This window comes from Paractinoplanes abujensis, from assembly GCF_014204895.1.
GTDB lineage: Bacteria > Actinomycetota > Actinomycetes > Mycobacteriales > Micromonosporaceae > Actinoplanes > Actinoplanes abujensis.
In genome coordinates this window covers 8,887,752-8,905,363 of the sequence record NZ_JACHMF010000001.1, presented here as the reverse complement: position 1 = coordinate 8,905,363, position 17,612 = coordinate 8,887,752, and the positions used below count along the sequence as shown (strand labels likewise).

Annotated in this window: 16 protein-coding genes; 7 read left to right on the top strand and 9 right to left on the bottom strand. The window is 70.8% G+C overall.

All coding sequences use genetic code 11. From position 1 onward, the window contains the following. The first annotated feature begins 9 nt into the window (after positions 1–9). The 4 genes from BKA14_RS41070 (at position 10) to BKA14_RS41055 (ending at position 4,188) form a co-directional block, all read left to right on the top strand. Entirely contained in the window at positions 10–1,191 is a 1,182-nt protein-coding gene (locus BKA14_RS41070) for a VWA domain-containing protein (protein WP_184956112.1), read from the top strand. A gap of 30 nt (positions 1,192–1,221) precedes the next feature. Beyond that, the gene (locus BKA14_RS41065; RefSeq protein ID WP_184956111.1) at positions 1,222–1,983 is read left to right on the top strand and encodes a class I SAM-dependent methyltransferase; all 762 of its coding nucleotides are present in this window, start codon (positions 1,222–1,224) and stop codon (positions 1,981–1,983) included. 351 nt (positions 1,984–2,334) lie between these two features. Further along, positions 2,335–2,769: a nitroreductase family deazaflavin-dependent oxidoreductase gene (locus BKA14_RS41060; protein ID WP_184956110.1), complete on the top strand. Its 435-nt coding sequence runs from the start codon at positions 2,335–2,337 to the stop codon at positions 2,767–2,769. Between the two features lie 273 nt (positions 2,770–3,042). Continuing rightward, complete coding sequence (locus BKA14_RS41055) at positions 3,043–4,188, top strand: DUF5925 domain-containing protein (protein WP_184956109.1); 1,146 nt, start codon at positions 3,043–3,045, stop codon at positions 4,186–4,188. An 82-nt stretch (positions 4,189–4,270) separates the two neighbouring features. On the opposite strand, the gene BKA14_RS41050 is transcribed toward BKA14_RS41055, so the two are convergent. The 6 genes from BKA14_RS41050 to BKA14_RS41025 form a co-directional block, all read right to left on the bottom strand. Further along, positions 4,271–4,561, bottom strand: coding sequence for a DUF1540 domain-containing protein (locus BKA14_RS41050; RefSeq protein ID WP_184957254.1), 291 nt, complete (start codon positions 4,559–4,561; stop codon positions 4,271–4,273). A gap of 102 nt (positions 4,562–4,663) precedes the next feature. Continuing rightward, the gene (locus BKA14_RS41045; protein WP_184956108.1) at positions 4,664–5,866 is read right to left on the bottom strand and encodes an adenylosuccinate synthetase; all 1,203 of its coding nucleotides are present in this window, start codon (positions 5,864–5,866) and stop codon (positions 4,664–4,666) included. Beyond that, a complete protein-coding gene (locus tag BKA14_RS41040) occupies positions 5,863–6,819 on the bottom strand; it encodes a hypothetical protein (protein ID WP_184956107.1) in 957 nt (318 codons plus the stop codon). Before BKA14_RS41040 ends, BKA14_RS41045 begins: the two co-directional genes overlap by 4 nt. Positions 6,820–6,831: 12 nt before the next feature. Next, the gene (locus tag BKA14_RS41035) at positions 6,832–7,713 is read right to left on the bottom strand and encodes a protein kinase family protein (RefSeq protein WP_184956106.1); all 882 of its coding nucleotides are present in this window, start codon (positions 7,711–7,713) and stop codon (positions 6,832–6,834) included. Next, positions 7,710–8,444 carry an NUDIX hydrolase gene (locus BKA14_RS41030; RefSeq protein ID WP_184956105.1) on the bottom strand — a complete coding sequence of 245 codons (735 nt, stop codon included), beginning with the start codon at positions 8,442–8,444 and terminating at the stop codon, positions 7,710–7,712. Before BKA14_RS41030 ends, BKA14_RS41035 begins: the two co-directional genes overlap by 4 nt. A gap of 96 nt (positions 8,445–8,540) precedes the next feature. Next, entirely contained in the window at positions 8,541–9,776 is a 1,236-nt protein-coding gene (locus BKA14_RS41025) for an IPT/TIG domain-containing protein (RefSeq protein ID WP_184956104.1), read from the bottom strand. Positions 9,777–10,056: 280 nt separating this feature from the next. Between BKA14_RS41025 and BKA14_RS41020 the strand changes: the two genes are divergently transcribed. After that, positions 10,057–11,304, top strand: a complete 1,248-nt coding sequence (locus BKA14_RS41020; protein WP_184956103.1) for an IPT/TIG domain-containing protein — start codon at positions 10,057–10,059, stop codon at positions 11,302–11,304. 72 nt (positions 11,305–11,376) lie between these two features. On the opposite strand, the gene BKA14_RS41015 is transcribed toward BKA14_RS41020, so the two are convergent. Both BKA14_RS41015 and BKA14_RS41010 read right to left on the bottom strand, forming a co-directional pair. Next, the gene (locus tag BKA14_RS41015; RefSeq protein ID WP_184956102.1) at positions 11,377–11,820 is read right to left on the bottom strand and encodes a hypothetical protein; all 444 of its coding nucleotides are present in this window, start codon (positions 11,818–11,820) and stop codon (positions 11,377–11,379) included. A gap of 270 nt (positions 11,821–12,090) precedes the next feature. Continuing rightward, entirely contained in the window at positions 12,091–12,834 is a 744-nt protein-coding gene (locus BKA14_RS41010) for a hypothetical protein (protein ID WP_184956101.1), read from the bottom strand. Positions 12,835–13,040: 206 nt separating this feature from the next. Between BKA14_RS41010 and BKA14_RS41005 the strand changes: the two genes are divergently transcribed. Then, complete coding sequence (locus BKA14_RS41005; RefSeq protein WP_184956100.1) at positions 13,041–15,056, top strand: S8 family peptidase; 2,016 nt, start codon at positions 13,041–13,043, stop codon at positions 15,054–15,056. Here the strand turns inward: BKA14_RS41005 and BKA14_RS41000 are convergent. Beyond that, positions 15,053–15,754, bottom strand: a complete 702-nt coding sequence (locus BKA14_RS41000; protein ID WP_184956099.1) for a hypothetical protein — start codon at positions 15,752–15,754, stop codon at positions 15,053–15,055. The genes BKA14_RS41005 and BKA14_RS41000 overlap by 4 nt on opposite strands. Before the next feature lie 140 nt (positions 15,755–15,894). Between BKA14_RS41000 and BKA14_RS40995 the strand changes: the two genes are divergently transcribed. Then, a complete protein-coding gene (locus tag BKA14_RS40995) occupies positions 15,895–17,592 on the top strand; it encodes a S8 family serine peptidase (protein WP_239092648.1) in 1,698 nt (565 codons plus the stop codon). The last annotated feature ends 20 nt before the right edge of the window (positions 17,593–17,612 follow it).

Sequence of the window (17,612 nt, the reverse complement as noted above, 5' to 3'; positions counted from 1 at the left end):
GCAGGTTCCGTGAGCGACGACGAGGCGGCCCGGGAACGGCGGCGACGGTGGCGGATGGTGCTCGGCGGCCCCGCCGAGGAATCGCTGGGCAAGGCCGAAGGGCGGGACGGTGCGATGGATTCGGCGTTGTCGGCGCTCTACGACCAGGGCGGCGACGGTGACAGCGAGCGGAGCAGCCGCCGGTCCGCGGGGCTGGGTGGGTCGGCGCCCAAGGTGGCCCGCTGGCTGGGCGACATCCGCGAATACTTCCCGAGCACTGTTGTGCAGGTGATGCAGCAGGACGCGATCGAGCGGCTCGACCTGACCCGGCTGCTGCTCGAACCCGAGATGCTGAGCGCGGTCGAACCGGACGTGCACCTGGTGGGCACGCTGCTCTCGCTCAACCGGGTGATGCCCGACCAGACCAAGGACGCGGCCCGCCAGGTCGTACGGACGGTGGTCGAGCAGCTGGAGAAGCGGATCGAGCAGAAGACCCGGGCCGCGGTGACCGGGGCGCTCAACCGGGCCGCGCGGATCAACCGGCCGCGCCACGCCGACATCGACTGGAACCGCACGATCCAGGCCAACCTCAAGCACTACCAGGCCGAGCACCGTACGGTCATCCCGGAACGGCTGATCGGGTACGGGCGGCGCACCTCCGCCGTGCAGCGCGACGTCGTGCTCTGCGTGGACCAGTCCGGCTCGATGGCGGCGTCGGTCGTGTTCTCCGGCGTGTTCGCGGCCGTGCTGGCGTCGATGAAGTCGCTGCGCACGTCGCTCGTCGTCTTCGACACGGCCGTGGTCGACCTGACCGAGCAGCTCGAGGACCCGGTCGAGGTCCTGTTCGGCACGCAGCTGGGCGGGGGCACCGACATCAACCGGGCCATCGCGTACAGCCAGCAGTTGATCACGAGGCCCCGGGACAGCATTTTCGTGCTGATCAGCGACCTGTACGAGGGTGGCGTACGCGATCAGATGCTGCGCCGGGTGGCCGAGATGACCGCGGCCGGCGTGCAGGTCGTGGTGCTGCTGGCGCTCTCCGACGAGGGCGCCCCGGCCTACGACCACGAGAACGCGGCGGCCTTGGCGGCCCTCGGGGTGCCCGCTTTCGCCTGTACGCCGGACGCGTTCCCCGACCTCATGGCGGCCGCGATCGAACGCCGCGACCTGAAGGCGTTCGCGGAGCGATTCGCCACCGAGCGCGCCTTGTGACGGCGAGGCGCGGTAACTAGCGTGAAGGCTATGAGTGCTTACTTGAGCAACCCGCGCGTGTGGCAGGAAAGCTGGGACCGGCAACAGCAGGCGTTCCTGCCCGACCGTGAGGAACGGTTCGCCGCGATGCTCGAGGCGGTCGCCGCCACCACCGACGGCCCGGCGCCGCGGGTGCTCGACCTGGCCGGCGGCACGGGCACGATCTCGCTGCGCACGCTGGCCCGGTTCCCCGGGGCGCGGGTCACCGTGCTCGACCAGGATCCGGTGCTCATGGCGATCGCGTCGGCGTCGCTGCGCGACCGGGGCACAGTGGTCGACGCCGACCTGGGCGACCCGGGGTGGCGGGCGAAGCTGCCTGAGGAAGGTTTCGACGCCGTGCTGACCGCGACGGCGCTGCACTGGCTGCCGGCCGAGCGGGTGGCGGCGCTCTACGGCGAGGTCCGCGAGGTGCTGCGGCCCGGCGGCATCTTCGTCAACGCCGACCACATGCCCGAGGAATCGCTGCCCACCCTGTCACAGCGGCTCCGCGACCACGGCCGGGCCGAGCGGGAGGCCCGCTACGCCGCGGGCGCGGCAACGTCCTGGCCCGACTGGTGGGCCGCGGCGGCGGCCGACGAGTTCCTGGCGCCCCGGGCCGTCGAGCGTGAACGCATCTACCCGCAGACCCGGCACAGCCACGAGTGGACGCCGCCGGCGCTGTGGCACGTCGACGCGCTGCGGGTGGCCGGTTTCAGCGAGGCCGGCGTCCTGTGGCGCGGCGGCACCGACGCGGCGGTCGTGGGCCTGCGCTGAGGCAGGCCCGCCCCCGGCGACAAGCAGCGTGGCCGAGACACCTGATGGGCGTCGCGATGAGCAACGCGCCGTTGAGCTGAGCAGCACCCCGAGATGAGCAGCGCGCCGAGCTGAACGGCGCGCTGAGGCGGGCGGAGCGGCACGGCTTGCCGAAGTGGTGCCGCGGGCGGAGCAGCGGAGGTCGGCGGAGCGGTGAGGGCGCGGAGCGGTGAGGGCGCGGAGCGGTGAGGGCGCGGCGCGGTGAGGGCGCGGCGCGGTGAGGGCGCGGCGCGGTGAGGGCGCGGCGCGGTGAGGCGAGCGGCACACTCTCAGTCGTGCCGCGGCTGCGGGGCGTGGGCATAGGCTGGCGGCGTGCCGTTGACTGGAGAATATGCGCCCAGCCCCTCCGACTGGGCCCGCAAGCAAGCCGACAAGATCGAGGAAAGCGGTGGCACCGCCGGGAACGAGCTGCACGGCAAGCCGGTGGTGCTGCTGACCTCCGTGGGCGCCAAGACCGGCAAGCTGCGCAAGACGCCGCTGATGAGGGTCGAGCACGAAGGTGAGTACGCGGCCGTCGGCTCACTTGGTGGCGCGCCCAAGAACCCGGTGTGGGTCTACAACCTGCGCAGCAACCCGCACGTCGAGCTGCGCGACGGGACCGAGGAACACGACTACGTGGCCCGCGAGGTCGAGGGGGACGAGCGCGCCGTCTGGTGGGAGCGCGCCGTCGCGGCGTTCCCCAACTACGCCTCGTACCAGGAGAAAACCGAGCGGCTCATCCCGGTGTTCGTCCTCACGCGCCGGTAGAGGACGCGGCCGGGCAGCGAGCGACGCGGCCGAGCGGTAGACGACGCGGCCGGACAGCAAGCGACGCGGCCGAGCAGTAGACGACGCGATCGGGCAGCGAGCGACGCGGCCGAGCAGTAGGTGGCGCGGCCGAGCAGCCAAGCAACGGGCGACACGGCCCAGCGACAAGCGGCGCGGACCGAGCTGCGGACACCCCCGCCGAGCGGCGAGGGACGCGGGTGAACTGAGGGAAAATCGGGTGCCATCCGGGCATCGACGGACGATCATCGGTGTATGCGTACTCCCCACCAGTCCGTCGACCGGCTCGGCAGCCGGCACGTCGAGCAGGCGCCGGTCGCGCCCGTGTCGGCCGCCCTGCCGCTGGCCGGTGCGGTGGATGACGGCGACCGCCTGGTCGACGTGGTGGATCTGCTGGCGCTCGACGCTTTCGTGACCGGCCGGGAGCCGTACGGGCGCAGTAAGTATCTGGAAAATGTGCGCGCCGACGCGCCGTTGACCGCTGAGGGCGCGCGCACGGTCCGGGACGCGCTCGACGAGGACGGGCAGGGTCTGCTCGCCGTGGGCGACGGCTGGACGTTGCACGTGAACCGGTGGAAGCAGAGCCGCCGGGCCCGGGTCACGGTCACCGCGGTCAGCGCCGAACTGGCCGACATGATCCTCGAGGCGGCCGTGAAGGACGCCGTCCAGGCCCCCGAACCTTCCCCCGAGAACGTCCCCATCGGCTTCTGGCATTTCGGGCAGCACGGTCCGCGCCGCGCTGCCCGGGAGATCGACGCCGCGCCGTGGGAGTCGATCCGGCGCAACTACGCCAGCCCGGTCGCGGCCACGCTGGAACGGCTGATGGAGCTCGACGGCAAGACGATCAACGGTCGCCTCCTGCTGCTGCACGGCGAGCCCGGCACCGGCAAGACGACGGCGTTGCGGGCACTGGCTCAGCAGTGGCGCTCGTGGTGCCAGGTCGATTGTGTGCTCGACCCGGAGCGGCTGTTCAACGACCCGGCTTATCTGATGAGCGTGGCGTTGGGCAGCGACGACGAGGACGAGCCGCGCTGGCGGCTGCTCATGCTGGAGGACTGCGACGAGCTGATCAGCGGCGAGGCCAAGGCGAGCGCCGGGCAGTCGTTGTCGCGGCTGCTCAACCTGACCGACGGCCTGCTCGGTCAGGGCCGCAACGCGCTGATCGCGATTACCACGAACGAGGACTTGGCGTCGCTGCACCCGGCCGTCGTGCGGCCCGGCCGGTGCCTGGCCAGCATCGAGGTCGGCCGCCTGCCGTACACGGAGGCGGTCGAATGGCTGGGCGCCTCGCGCGGAATCGCCGCGCACGGGGCGACGCTGGCCGAATTGTACGCGCTCAAGAACGGCAGTGAGCCGGTGACGGTTCCGAAGCCGGAACCCAGTACGGGTATGTACCTGTAAACGAGCAGTAAACGAAGGCTAGCCTAAATAAATGTGCCCGCCGTCGCGATGAGCAACGGCGGGCGCATTACCGAGCGTATGGTCAGCCCTTTTCGTACGTCATGCAGTCGGCCTTGTCGCCGGACTCGCCGACCACGATCGCGGGGGCCTTGCACTCGAGGTTCTGGTTGTGCGTACAGTCGGAGCGCTTACACGCGCCCACCTGCGCCAACGCCTTGCCCGTGCCGCCCTTGTCACCGGTCACGTAGGTGTCGCACTCGGCGGAGATGGCGCTGCCGATAGTGACCGCGAAGGCGGTGCAGCCGTCGTGGTTGTAGCCACAGCTCGTCACGGTGCAGGTCTGCACGCGGGGCATTTCCAGCATCTGAGTCATCGTCATCGCCTCCATTTTCGCAACCCGGTCACGTCGACGATAAACCATTTCCCGGAAATGCCGAAACTACACCACGATTTTATTTGATTAGGTAAGGCGCACCTAAGGAATGCGATTCAGAAGTTTCTTGTCGGCCGATCCGGGCCCGTACGACTCGATCTCCACCGGGGCCGACAGAAGGTTCTCGATGGCCGCGGCCCAGTCGTCGGGGCGGGTCAGCGGGCCCGGCCGGGCCTGGTGCAGGCGGGCGGTGAGCGCCTCCTGGTAACCGAGATCGCGAGGGGGCCCGGGAACGATCCGGGTCCAGGGCCGGCCGTCGATCGTGTACGACTCGCAGATCCGCAGGGCCGGGCAGCGCTCCGGGACGTCGAGGTGCGTGACGGCCAGCCCGTCGACCCCGCCCGCCACTTCGACCGCGTACCGGTGGGCGACCGCGTCGAAGTGCCCGACCCGGAAGGCGCCCTGCCACTCCCCCGTCGCGTTGTGCCCCTCGGGCAGGTCGAGCGTCGCGTCCTCGGTCACGAACGGCCCGGCCCCGTGCCGGGTCGTGTAGGTGCGCACGACGCCGATCCGGGTGAACGAGCCGCACAGCTCCGACACGTTGCCGAACGTCGTGGTCGACCAGGTGGTGTGCGGGTGCCAGCCGCGCCACTCGTCGAGCAGCACACCCTGCGCGCCCTCGAACACGCACGGGCCTTCCCGCAACAACCTTTCCCCGTACGTGGGGCCGACGATCGCCACGGTGCGGCCGAACGCCCGGAACGCGTCCACGACGTCGTCGAGCGGCACCCCGGCCGGCCCGAGGTCGGACTCCACCGCGGCCAGCCGACGCCGGAGCCTCGTACGGGAAAGGGTGTCCGACACTCGTGGCGCGCCGGGGTGACTCGCTGCGTACGCCATGGTCTCGCCCACGCCCATGCCGCACGAACCGTGACGGTCCCCGCCGCGCGCCCGTTCCCGCCGCTGGTTGGCCGCACGATGCCACGGAGTGGCGAGCAGAGCGTCCCCGTCCACCGTGAGCAGCTCGAACGGGTTGCCCAGAGCCGCCGCCTCGGCCGCCAGCGCGAGCGGGTCGACCACCACGTACCGGGTCAGGTGGGTCGGGACACCACGCAGCGTGCCCGACCCGAACTGCGCGAACGTGTGCTGCCGGCCGTCCTCGGTGACCACGTTGTGCGCGGCCTGCGCTCCCCCGTTGAAGCGCAGGACCGCCCGTTTGGCCGAGTACGCACACAGAGCGTCGACCACGGTCCCCTTGCCGGCGTCCCCGTAACCGAGGTCGACCACCGCGACGTGGTCGTTCACAGCCGTTCGTTCCCCGACGCCGCGTTGCCGATCGGCAGCGTCCCCCGCCGCACCACGCCCCCACGCTGCAGCGGCGCCAGGGCCTTGCCGACGGTGGCCGAGAAAGCGGAGCCCGACTCGACCAGGTCGTCCAGCCCGGCGTCGAGGTCGATGGTGCCTTCGCCGAGACCGACGGTGAGCGCGATCGTCTCGCACACCGCGTCGAGGTCGTCGAGCTCCAGCACGTTCTGTCCGAGCAGCCCGCGCCACCGCCGCAGCACGTCACGGTTGCCGCCGTGACCGGCCGCGGTGGGCAGCAGGTAGTAGACGTCGAACGTCCGCTGGAGCTCGACGACCAGCTCCTCGGTGCTGATCGGCTGGGTGCGCTCGCCCAGGAACTTCTCGACCTCACGCGGGTTGACCTTCGGGTACGGCATCTCGTCGCCGATCAGGAACAGGTAGCCGCGCCGCCCCCGCTTCTCGAACGAGTCGAGCGCGGTGTGCCGGGCCATGAAGTACATGGCCAGCTCGTACGACTCGGTCATCTGACCGCCGCCCCCGCCCTCCAGCACGATGCGGGCGAGGTCCTCGTCCATCCGGTTGTCCGACTCGAACTGGCCGATCTGCAACGGCACCCGGTCGCAGGTGGCGTCGCCGACCGCACCGAACAGGATGTGCGGGTCGGTGGCGTAACCCTTGCGGGTGAGCAGGCCCAGCAGCTGCGGCAGCTTGGTCTGCAGTACCCGCGGCACGCCCCCCATCGAACCGGTGACGTCGAACAACACGGCGATCGGGGTGCTGAACGGGTGCTCGTCGCTGTCGCGGCTCTCCCGCTCGGTCACACCCTTGGGGTCGAGGGCCGGGTGGGCCTTGCGGGCGCCGCTGTCGCTGTAGGCGAAGGCGCTCGCCCCGGTGGCCCGGCGGTAGTTGTCGGCGGCGGTGTAGACATCGGTGGACCAGCGTCCGCTTCCCATGACTTGCTCCTTCTAGAACTGGAAGGGCCGGAACTCACGCGGCCCGTAAAGGTTGTGGAGGGTTTCGTCGAGCTCGTGCAGCAGCCGCCAGGCGTCCTGCGGGCGCATCCGCGGCGCGTCGTACAGGCAGCCGTCGGCGAACCGCCGCAGCGCCCGGGGCGGGTCGTGCATCAGCCGGGTCATCAGCCCGGTGGCCATGTAGATGTCGGTGGCCGGCCCGGCGGTCTTGGACGTGAGAACTTCGGGCGGGTACGCCTCCCGCTGCCGGGCGACGATCGCCTTGACCCGCGGGCCCGAGTAACACCAGTCGACGAGCGCGAGACCGTGCTTCTCGGGATCGATCAGCACGTGCTCCTCGAGCACCGCCCCGTGGATCACGCCGGCGCGGTGGGCCCAGCCCAGCCCGACCAGCAGCCGCCGCCACATCCAGGCCGCGTCGCGCGGATCTATCGCCCGTTTCAGCTCGCTCAGCGCGACGAACCCGTCCAGCCGCTCGATGGTGTTGACCCGGCGTCGCTTCCGCTCGTGATCCTCGTGCAGATAGCTGTCCCGCAGCCGCGGCGCATAGAACCGATACTTCGGATCGCCCTGCGCGTGCAGCCCGGTCAGGGCCGCCGCCTCGGCCTCCATCAGGTCGTTGTCGCCCGGGCTGCGCGGGATCTTGTTGAGGGTGCCCCCGTCCACCACCAGATCGGCGATGTCACCGGTGACAACCACCCGGGCCCGCTCGTTGTAGAGCCGCGACAGCGTGGCGAAAGCGCGGGTGGCGGTCGCGCTCTCGGCCTCGCTCACAGCGTCCGGGTGCACGGCTTTCGCGAGCTCCCGGTACGTCTCCCCCAGCTCGGCGAACGTGCGGGCCCGCTCGATCCGGGCCACGGCCTCCGCGAACCTCATCGCACGTCGTCCTCGCGCGTGGGCCGCAGCAGCGCCGGATGCAACAACCGGGCGTCGCCGGCCCGGTAGAGCTTGGGCTTGGGCCCGCCCCGCTCCCCGCCCCTGGCCGCCGTCTCGCCCGTGCTCTCCACGAAGCCCGGCACCGAGAGCACCTTGCGATGGAAGTTGCCCGCGTGCAGCTCCTCCCCCCAGACCACGGCGTAGATCTGCCGCAACTCCGAGATCGTGAACTCGTCGCCCGCGAACGCCGTGGCCAGCGGCGTGTACTCAATCTTGGAACGGGCCCGGTCGAGCCCGTCGGCCAGAATCGTGTCGTGGTCGAAGGCCAGGCCGGTGGCCTCGGTGACCGGCACCCAGTAGGCCCCGGACGCGTCGCTGCCGGACTCCGGCTCGGGCAGACTCGGCGCGAACGCCAGGTAGGCCACCGAGAACACGCGCATCCGGGGGTCACGATCCGGATTCCCGTACGTCTTGAGCTGCTCCAGATGCACCCGCTCGAGGTGCACGCCGGTCTCCTCCTCGAGCTCCCGCAGCGCCGCCTCGTCGAGCGTCTCGCCCCGGACGAACCCGCCGGGCAGCGCCCGACGCCCGGCGAAGGGCTGCTCACCCCGCTCGACCAGCAGCACACAGAGCCGCTCGGCCCGGATGGTCAACGCCACCACGTCGGTGGTGACGGCAACCGCCGGAAAGGCCCGCGGGTCGTACCCGGCGAGGAAGTCCTTCTCGTCCATTCCCGGCTCCAAGTTCTTCTCAGTACGAGTAATTCTCGGTATGAGAAGAACCTAGCACAAAGCGGCGCGGTCGGGAACGGTCCCGCCCCGCTACGGTCAGTAGGGTCCAACAGTGAACGTCGCGCCACTGCTCACGATCGTCGGCTTGGCCGTGGACCCGGCGGCCGGGTCTCCGCTGGCGACAACTGTGACGATGTAGGCGCCCTCGGCCACGGGAACGCCGGCCACGGTCGAGCTGTCGCTCGGGTTCAACTGGTCGGCGGACAGGTCGAGGGAGCACACCAACTCGTTGTCACTGATCACCGAGAGGACGACACACTCCGCGACCCCCCGGTTCGCCGCTGGGTCGTACGCGTCTTTGACTAGGAAGACGTGGGCCTGGCCGCTCGTCGGCGTACCGCCCTGGTCGAAGGTGAGCTGCGAGAACCCAGCGCCACCGACATCGAGCGTCACGGCCGAGCCGGACACCGCCGTGTTCGGGGCGATCACGATGCCGTTGCTGTAGGCGAACGGGATCGGCGCATCGGCGGTGGTGTCGTCGTTGTCGGGGTTGAGACTGCTCACTGGTCCGCCCGGCGTGCTGACAGTCAGCGCCAGACCGCTCGCCGCGGCATGCGGCCCCGTCGTGGCGCTGAGGCTCAGACCGTTCGCCGCGACCCTGACATCGGTGAGAGCGACGCCATCGATCGAGACCGTGGTGCCCGCCGCCGTGAACCCTGTGCCGTTAACCGTGATCAGCTGCCCACCGCCGGCCGGGCTGCTGGCCGGAATGATCGACGTGATCGTCGGTGGCACGGCCACCGTGTACGACGAGGTGGCCAACAAGGTGCTCGCGGTTGTCGACCCGCTGTCATAGACGCAGACGTTCCACCTGGCCGAGGTCTGCGCGCCGACCAGGACCAGCCCGCCGGGATTCACGGTGCTCGGATTACCGTCGGCATCCTGGGCGGGGTACGGGCCGGACGGCACCTGGAACAGGACCTTCGTCGTGGTGACCCGCTTGACCGTAGCCGGATCGACGGTCAGCACGCCCGCGGTCAGGGTCGTGCCGGTGCCGGCGATCTGAGTGACCGGCTGGGCCGAGGCGCTGCAGGCGGCGTACTGGAACTGGACCGTCGGTTGCGTTCCGGCCGGGAACGGTATCGGCACGGACGAAGTGGCCGTGACCGAGCCGAGAACAGTGCTGCCACCGCCACTGGGGCCGGTGACGCTGCTCAGCGTCATAGGCAGCGCAGCGGCGGAGGCGGGAAGCGTCGAGGCGGCCAGCATCAGGGCGGTGAGGGTGACGAAGGCCACCCCACCGCCGGCGAGCCGGGCGGTACGCGAAGTCATGGGCGGCCGACCTCCTCAAACGTGACGGGTCTCGAGCAGCCGTCAGCAGCGTAACGACAGCCTTGCTCCTGAATTGCGGAGAACGCGAAAGCCGTTGGCAGTACCCGGCAACGCCGTCATACCGGACCCATACGGTCAGACCCAACAAACTTTGTAACTCTGGGCAATTACTCAGATACCGCAAGTTACGCTTCGTCGCGAGATGGCCCGGCGATGTTGATCTGCATGGGCCTCACCCACTTGACCGAAGCGGTTTTCCAGAACCGCAGGAGGACATCGCATGAGCAAGACTCAGTCCAGCGTCCGGTCGCGGCTGGTCCGCGCCGGCCTCGCCACGGCGGCAGCGACGGTGACCGTCACCGCGGCGACCATCAGCCCGGCGTTCGCGGCCAACGTGCCGCTGACCTTGAGCTCGTCCACGGGTCCGTCCGGGACTCCCAACCCCGCCGTCACGATCACTGCTTCGGCGACGACGGCGTGGCTGACCGGCGTCACCGCCCCAGTCACCACCTTCTCGCTCCCTGCCTGCGCGTCGACGTACACCACCGCGCAGTCGACCGCCGTCACGCCGACCACGGCGACAGCCGGTAACGTCTTGACCGGCGCCAGCGACACGGTCAAGATCTCCAACAACAAGGCGACGATCACCGTGCCCCCGCTGCCGCTGTCGCCGTCCTCGGCGGCGACGACGCGATACAACGTCTGCATCTACGCCAGTTCGACGGCGAACGACCCGATCATCGGCTCGGCCACCTACTCGGTCGCCGCACCGGCCACCCTCGCCTCGACTGCCGTCTCCCCGGCCTCCGGGCCGGCGCTGGGCGGCAGCACGATCACGGTGTCCGGTACGGGCTTCCCGACCACGGCCGGGCAGATCTCCGCGACGCTGGGCGGCGTGGCACTGACCAACATCACGCCGATCAGCAGCACCAGCTTCACCGCCGTCACCCCGTACCGCGCCTCGGGCACGGTGGCGCTGGCGGTCACGACGCCCGCCGGCACCGTGACCAAGCAGAACGCCTTCACGTTCTCCAACGGCATCGTGATCTCGCCCAACACGGCCAGCAACACGCTTGCCACTTCGTCCAACCCGGTCTACGTCGACGTTCTGGGGTCGAACTTCCTCGCCCAGAACTTTGGTAGCTTCACAGCGGCGACGGACGCTCCCAACGGGGCGTCCGCGAACGCCAATTCGCAGGTCTTCCTCGTGGACGGCGCGTATAACGCCGGCACCACCACGTCGGTCTACACGAACGGCCCGGTCGCCCGTTGCACCGGTGTCGTCATCATCAGCGACAGCGAGCTGATCTGCCAGCTCAACCTGGCCACCGGCAAGCTGACCAGCACGACCGGCGCCGCGGCTAACGCCATCGTGCCGGAGGGCACCTACACCCTGACCGTCGTGTCGAACGGCGCCACCAAGACCGGTGCCACCAACGACCCGACGCTGACTCCGACCGTCACCCCGGCCGGCATCACCGTCTCGGACATCTCCAGCGGCTCCACATTCACGGTCGCGAACTACTGATCCCCACGTACCACTAAGAGCGGTGGCCCGGAGCGAAAGCTCCGGGCCACCGCCCGTTGTGCACGCCGGAGCTCACCCGCCGACGGTCAGGCGCTTCCACTCCTTGTCGATGCGATCGGCGGCAAGTTTCCACGAGGGCCGGCCGGCAGTGTTCGTCGAGATCGTGAAGACGCTCTGCCGTGCGCTCGTGCGCCAGCAGACCAGCAGGGTCGGCCGGACCACTACGGGCGCGCCCTGACTCAGCCGGATGCGGTTGGTGCACTCGACGTCGCCGTGCTTGTCCGCCTCGCCGGCTACCCAGCTGAGTTCGTGCTGGCCGGTCAGGTCCTGGGCCGCCGAGGTGATCCGGATGTGGTCGGCGCCGACCTTGGTCTCGCTGCGCTTAAGCTCGGATGCGGCTGCCCAGACCTTCGTCTGCGGCAAGGGCCGTTTGACGTTCACCTTTTCGTCCTTCTTGGCCTTCCCCTCCACCGCTTTCTGTTTCTGCTCCGCCGTTGACGGCGACGGCGTCGACACGGGGGGAGCCGACGAGGGCGGCGGCGAGGTCGGTGACGTCACCGCATCGGCGGTGACCCTCGGATCCGGCGAGCTCACGGCCGGGGCGGGCGTAGCCGTCTCCAGGACGGCTGTGTCCTGCGACCCACCCGGCCTCGTGGTGAGCAGGAAGGCGCCGACGCCGACCACGACGAGGCCGGCCGTACCGGCCATCACCTGTCGACGACGCCGCGGCTTGTCAGACGTCCGCTGGGGCATGGTTTCTCAGCTCCTTCACGAGTTCGCCGGCCTTCATCCCAGCCGGTCCCAGGTGGTGTCGAGGGCGTTGAGGGTCCGCGTCTGAGCCGGGTCGGCACCTCGCGAGACGGAGAGCACGACCACGCTGCGGTCTTCGGTGATGCGCCAGCAGAGCAGCATGTTGGGACGCATCGTGGGCTTCGCGCCCTGGGCGAAGCGGATGTTCTGGGTGCAGCGCGCGCCGCCGGCAGGCTTCCCCTCGTCGGCGGCGAGCAGCATCTCGCGCTGCCGGCTCAGGTCGTACCGGGCCGAAACAATCCGCATCGTCCCGCCGTCGGGCAGGTCACGGGTCTCCTCGACGAGCGAGTCGGCATTCTTGAGGACCGCCGGCGGCGGCGCGGTGATCGGCCGCTGCAGAGGGTGTCCCTCGCGGGCGGCCTTGGCCCGGGCGGTCTCGATCTCTTTACGCACCGTCCCCTGGTCGACGGCGGGCGTGGTGGGCGTCGCGGACTTCGTCGTCCTGCTGGACGCGGAGTCAGCCGAGGCGACCGCCGCCGACGGAACCGCCACCGCCGCCGTCAGGGACGGCGCTGCGGCGGAGGTCGGTTCCGAGGTGGGCACGACGATCGGCGGCGCCGCGTCCAGCCTGGGCAGGGCCGTGGTGTCGTCGCTGTTCGTCAGGAGAACAGCGCCCACCCCCGCCACCACGACCAGGCCGGTCGCACCGGCCACCGCCAGTTTGCGGTGGCGGTTGCGGTCGCCGCTGGACACGGTCTGCTCGTCGTCAGAAACACTCATGCTTATCGATCCTCGAAGGCTCGGATACGGCCCGCCACAGCGAACCCCGATCACCTTCATGCTGGCAGGTCACCCGACAAATAGGTCGAAAACCCCGGAGTCGAGCCCTTCGCGTCCAGCGGCAACGGATCTGCACCGGGCAAAAGTCTGCTGGATGCCGAAGCCCGGCCGATTCGACTCCCCGACTGACCTAGGGGAGGACGACTTTGAGGAAGCACCTGCGCCGCTATTCCATTGGCGCTCTTGCTGTCGGCGCGATCGCCGGCGTAGGCGCCATCGCCCTGCCCGCCAACACCACTGCGGCCACCGAGTGGCAGCCGGCTTCGTACAACCTGACCGCGGCGGCCGACACGTTGTTGCCGGCGACCGTCTCCGAGCAGAAGCCGGTTCGGGTGGTCACGACCAGTGTCGGCGCTGACGGTAAGCCCGTCGTCAAGGTGACCACGGCTACCAGCAAGCCGGGCGCCGAGCAGGCCGTCAAGGCCGGGCAGTCCGCGAAGGGCGCCGTCGGGGTCGAGCTCGACGCCGTCGCCACCGCCAGCGAGGTGCCCACCGGCAGCGACACCTACCGCAGTCAGCAGTGGGACTTCAGCAAGATCTCCGTGGCCGGCGCCTGGAAGACCTCGACCGGCGCCGGGGTGACCGTGGCCGTGCTCGACACCGGTGTGGAGGCCACCCACCCCGACCTGGCGGCCAACATGGTGGCCGGTTACGACGCCGTGGCCAACACCGACGGGGCTACCACCGACCCCAACGGGCACGGCACGCACGTGGCGGGCACGATCGCGGCCGTCACGGGTAACGGTGTCGGGGTCAGCGCGATCGCGCCCAACACCAAGATCATGCCCGTGCGGGTGCTGAAGGCGAACGGTTCCGGCTACATGTCGGACACCGCCGAGGGCATCATCTGGGCCGCCGACCACGGCGCCGACGTGATCAACATGTCGTTGGGGTCGTCGGAGAAGGTCACGGCGGTCAGCAACGCCATCTCGTACGCCCGCAGCAAGGGTGTCGTCGTGGTGGCGGCCGCCGGCAACGAACGGGCCAAGGGCAGCCCGACCAGCTACCCGGCCGCCGACGCGGGGGTCATCGGCGTGGCCGCGACCGACTCGGCCGACAAGATCGCCAGCTACTCGAACGCGGGCAGCTACGTCGACGTGGCCGCGCCGGGCTCGGCCATCCTCAGCACCTACCCGACCGCGCTGGGCAGCAGGACCGGCTACACGACCATGAGCGGCACCTCGATGGCGTCGCCGCACGTGGCCGCCGTGGCCGCGCTGCTCGTGGCGTACCAGCCCGCGCTGACCCCCGACCAGGTGGAGAGCGCACTGACCACCTCGGCCGTGGACCTGGGCCCGAAGGGTCGCGACAACGATTTCGGCTACGGCCGGATCGACGCCGCCGCCGCGCTGGCCGCGGTCACGCCGACCACGACGAGCCCGGCCGCACCGGCCGGCCCGACCGCGACGGCCACCCCGAGCCAGACCACCGTGGCCCCGACCACCGCCCCGGCCACGACGACGCCGCCCACCACCACCGCCCCCACGGCGCCGAGCAAGAGCCCGACGGCCACGCCGACGCCCAGCAAGAGCCCGACCGCCACGCCGACGCCGAGTAACAGCCCGACCGCCACGCCGACGCCCAGCAAGAGCCCGACCGCCACGCCGACGCCGGGCAAGACCAAGGTCACCCCGGTGGTCCAGGTCGCGACCCCGTCGACCTCGGTCGTCTACGGCAGCGCGGCCACGGTCACGTACACGGTCACGGCGGGCACCGCCCCCTGGGCCGGCAAGCCCGTCCAGATCGGCGTCAACGGCACCGGCTCGTCGAGCATCAGCTGGACCCGCTTCACGACCGACGCCAACGGCAAGCTCACCGTCCAGGTCAGGGCCACGGCCCACTTCCAGGTCCGCCTGCAGGTGCTGGGGACCGACGCGTCCAACGCGACCACCTCGGCTGTCACCTCGTTCACGGTCCGCTCGTCGGCCACCGTGTCGAGCCCGGCCGCGCGCAAGCTGTCGGTCAAGGTCAACGGCCCGGCCGGTCGCCCGGGTCAGGTCCAGCGGTACGAGAACAACAAGTGGGTCACCGTGAAGAGCTTCACCGCGGCCCCGGGTGTGACCACCGTGACCGGCCTGCCCTCGGGCGCGACGGTCCGGGTGGTCTTCCCCGCCACGAGCTCCGTCACCAGCTTGACGACCGCGGCCGTCAAGATCGCCTAGTTCAGCCGGGCCCATTCGCGTTCCAGGGCGGCCACCGTCTCTCCCGACGATGGCCGCCCTTGCGACGTGATCGCGACCGTCACGACGCTGCGCCGCGGCGACACCCGCCAGCAGACCAGCGTCGAGGGCACCACCCGGGGCCGGGCACCGGGTTCGTTGCGTACGGTCCGGGTGCACCGGGCCCGCCCCACGGCCCAGCCGTCGTCGCCCGCGAGCGCGAGTTCCGGCTCGCCGGTGAGGTCGAAGCCGGCCGACGTGACCCGGATCGTCCCACCGGTGGCCGGCTCGTCGTGCCGGTTGATCACTTCCGCGACGGCCATGCCGGACGCCGAGGGTGACGGCGTGGGCGTCGGCGTCGGCGTCGGCGTGGGGCTCGTCTCCTGCCGGGCGCCCGACCGGTTCGGTTTGCCGGGGCCGGCCGGCCCGGTGCGGGCCTTCGTCCGGGAGGGAGCCGGCGCGGACGAGGGTGCCGGCGACTGCGACGGGGTCACGACGACCGGCGGTTCCAGGGCGACGGTGTTCTGGGCGAGCTGGATCCCCTGCACCACGAACAGCCCGGCCGCCCCGAACACGGCCAGCCCGGCGACCGCCACGCCGAGCTGTTTGCGGCGCTGAATGCGCCGCTCCCGCATTCCCGAGCGGTAGACGCCGTTCTCGTCGTGCACTGTCATCGCGGCCAGCCCGTGGTCATCCGTCATCTCGGCTCCCATGCTGCCACCCAACAAGGACAAAGCTCACAAAAACGCCCGACACCGAAGTGCACCGAACTGCTTCCCGCCACGGCACCCGACCGGTCCGAAATGCCTGACCGAAGGACAACGAGAGGGCGGGGTCAGGCGTGCGGAAGCTCGGTGCGGGTCTCCTGGTGTTCGGTGCGATGGCAGGCGGGGTCACCCTGTCGATGCCCGGGAACGAGCCGGTGTGGCAGTCGATCACTCACGGGCTCCGCGTGCAGCCCGAGCGCGAGCCGGTGTGGCAGCCGGTCACTCACGGTCTCCGTGCGCAGCCCGAGCGCCTGCTCCCGGCCGCCGTCTCCCCGACCCGTCCCGTACGGGTGGTGACCACCTCGATCAACCGGGGCCGGCCCGTCGTGTCGGTCCGCACCGCCACCGACCGCGCCACCGCCTCGGTCCTGATCGCGCAGGGGCAGCGGGCGCCCGGCGCGGTCAGTGTCGAGACCGATGTCGAAGTACGGGCGGCCGCCGTCGACCCGCTGCTGCCCGAGCAGTGGGATCTGGCCCGCGTACGGGTGGACGGCGCGTGGCCCCGCTCGACCGGCGCCGGCGTGACCGTGGCCGTGATCGACAGCGGCGTGGACGCGGCGCACCCCGACCTGGCCGGGCACGTGCTGCCCGGCGCCGACTTCATCACCGGCACCGAGGGCGTTTCGACCGACCCGTACGGACACGGCACCCATGTGGCCGGCACGATCGCGGCTCTGACCGGCAACGGCGAGGGCATCGCGGGGATGGCTCCGGACGCGTCGATCCTGCCCGTACGGGTGCTCGGACCCAACGGCACCGGTTACATGTCGGACGTGGCCAACGGCATCGCGTACGCGGCCGACCACGGCGCCGACGTCATCAACCTCTCGGTCAGCGCCACCGATCAGGTCGGCGCGGTGACCAACGCCGTCGCGTACGCCCGCGGCAAGGGTGTCGTGGTCGTCGCGGCGGCCGGCAACATGCGCCGCTCCGGCAGCCCTGCCGCCTACCCCGCGGCCGACCCGGGCGTGATCGCGGTGGCCGCCACCGCCGCCGACGACTCCGTGGCCGTCTACTCCAACCGCGGCGACTACGTCGACGTGGCCGCCCCGGGCAGCGACATCACCAGCACGTACCCGGGCTACCGCTACGGCCGGATGAACGGCACCTCGATGGCGTCACCGCACGTGGCCGCCCTGGCCGCGCTCCTCAAGGGGGCCGACCGGGGTCTCACGCCGGACCAGGTGGAGCACGCGATCACCGCCTCCGCCGTCGACCTGGGCGCGCCCGGCCGCGACGCCGACTTCGGAGCGGGCCGCATCGACGCCTCCGCCGCGCTGGCCACCCTGGTTCCGGCCGGCCCGTCCACCGAGCCCACGCCGGAGGCGACCGCGCCCGGGACCACCGAGCCGACGACCGGACCCGCTGCCGGACCCACGACCACCCCGTCGGCCGAGCCCGCGCCGGCCCCGGCGATCACCACGGCGACGCCCGTCCCGACGACCGCCTCGCCCACGCCTGCCCCGACCACCGCCACGCCTGAACCGACCACCGGCACGCCTGCCCCGACCACCACCGCTACGCCCACACCCGCGCCGGCCACTCCGGAGGGCCCGGTGATCCGGCTGGTCCGTCCCGGCGCCGGCCGGCTCGCCGTGTTCGTCCTCGGCGTCGAGGGCGTTCCCGTCCAGATCCAGCGGCGGGACGGCGAGGAGTGGACGACGATCCTGACCTGCACCGCGACGAAGGTGGCACGTTTTGACGGACTTGTCCCCGGCCTGGACCACCGGGTCGTCGTGGCCGGGACGATTAGTGACGTGATCCGGCTCTGAGAGCGCTGTCCCAGGAAATG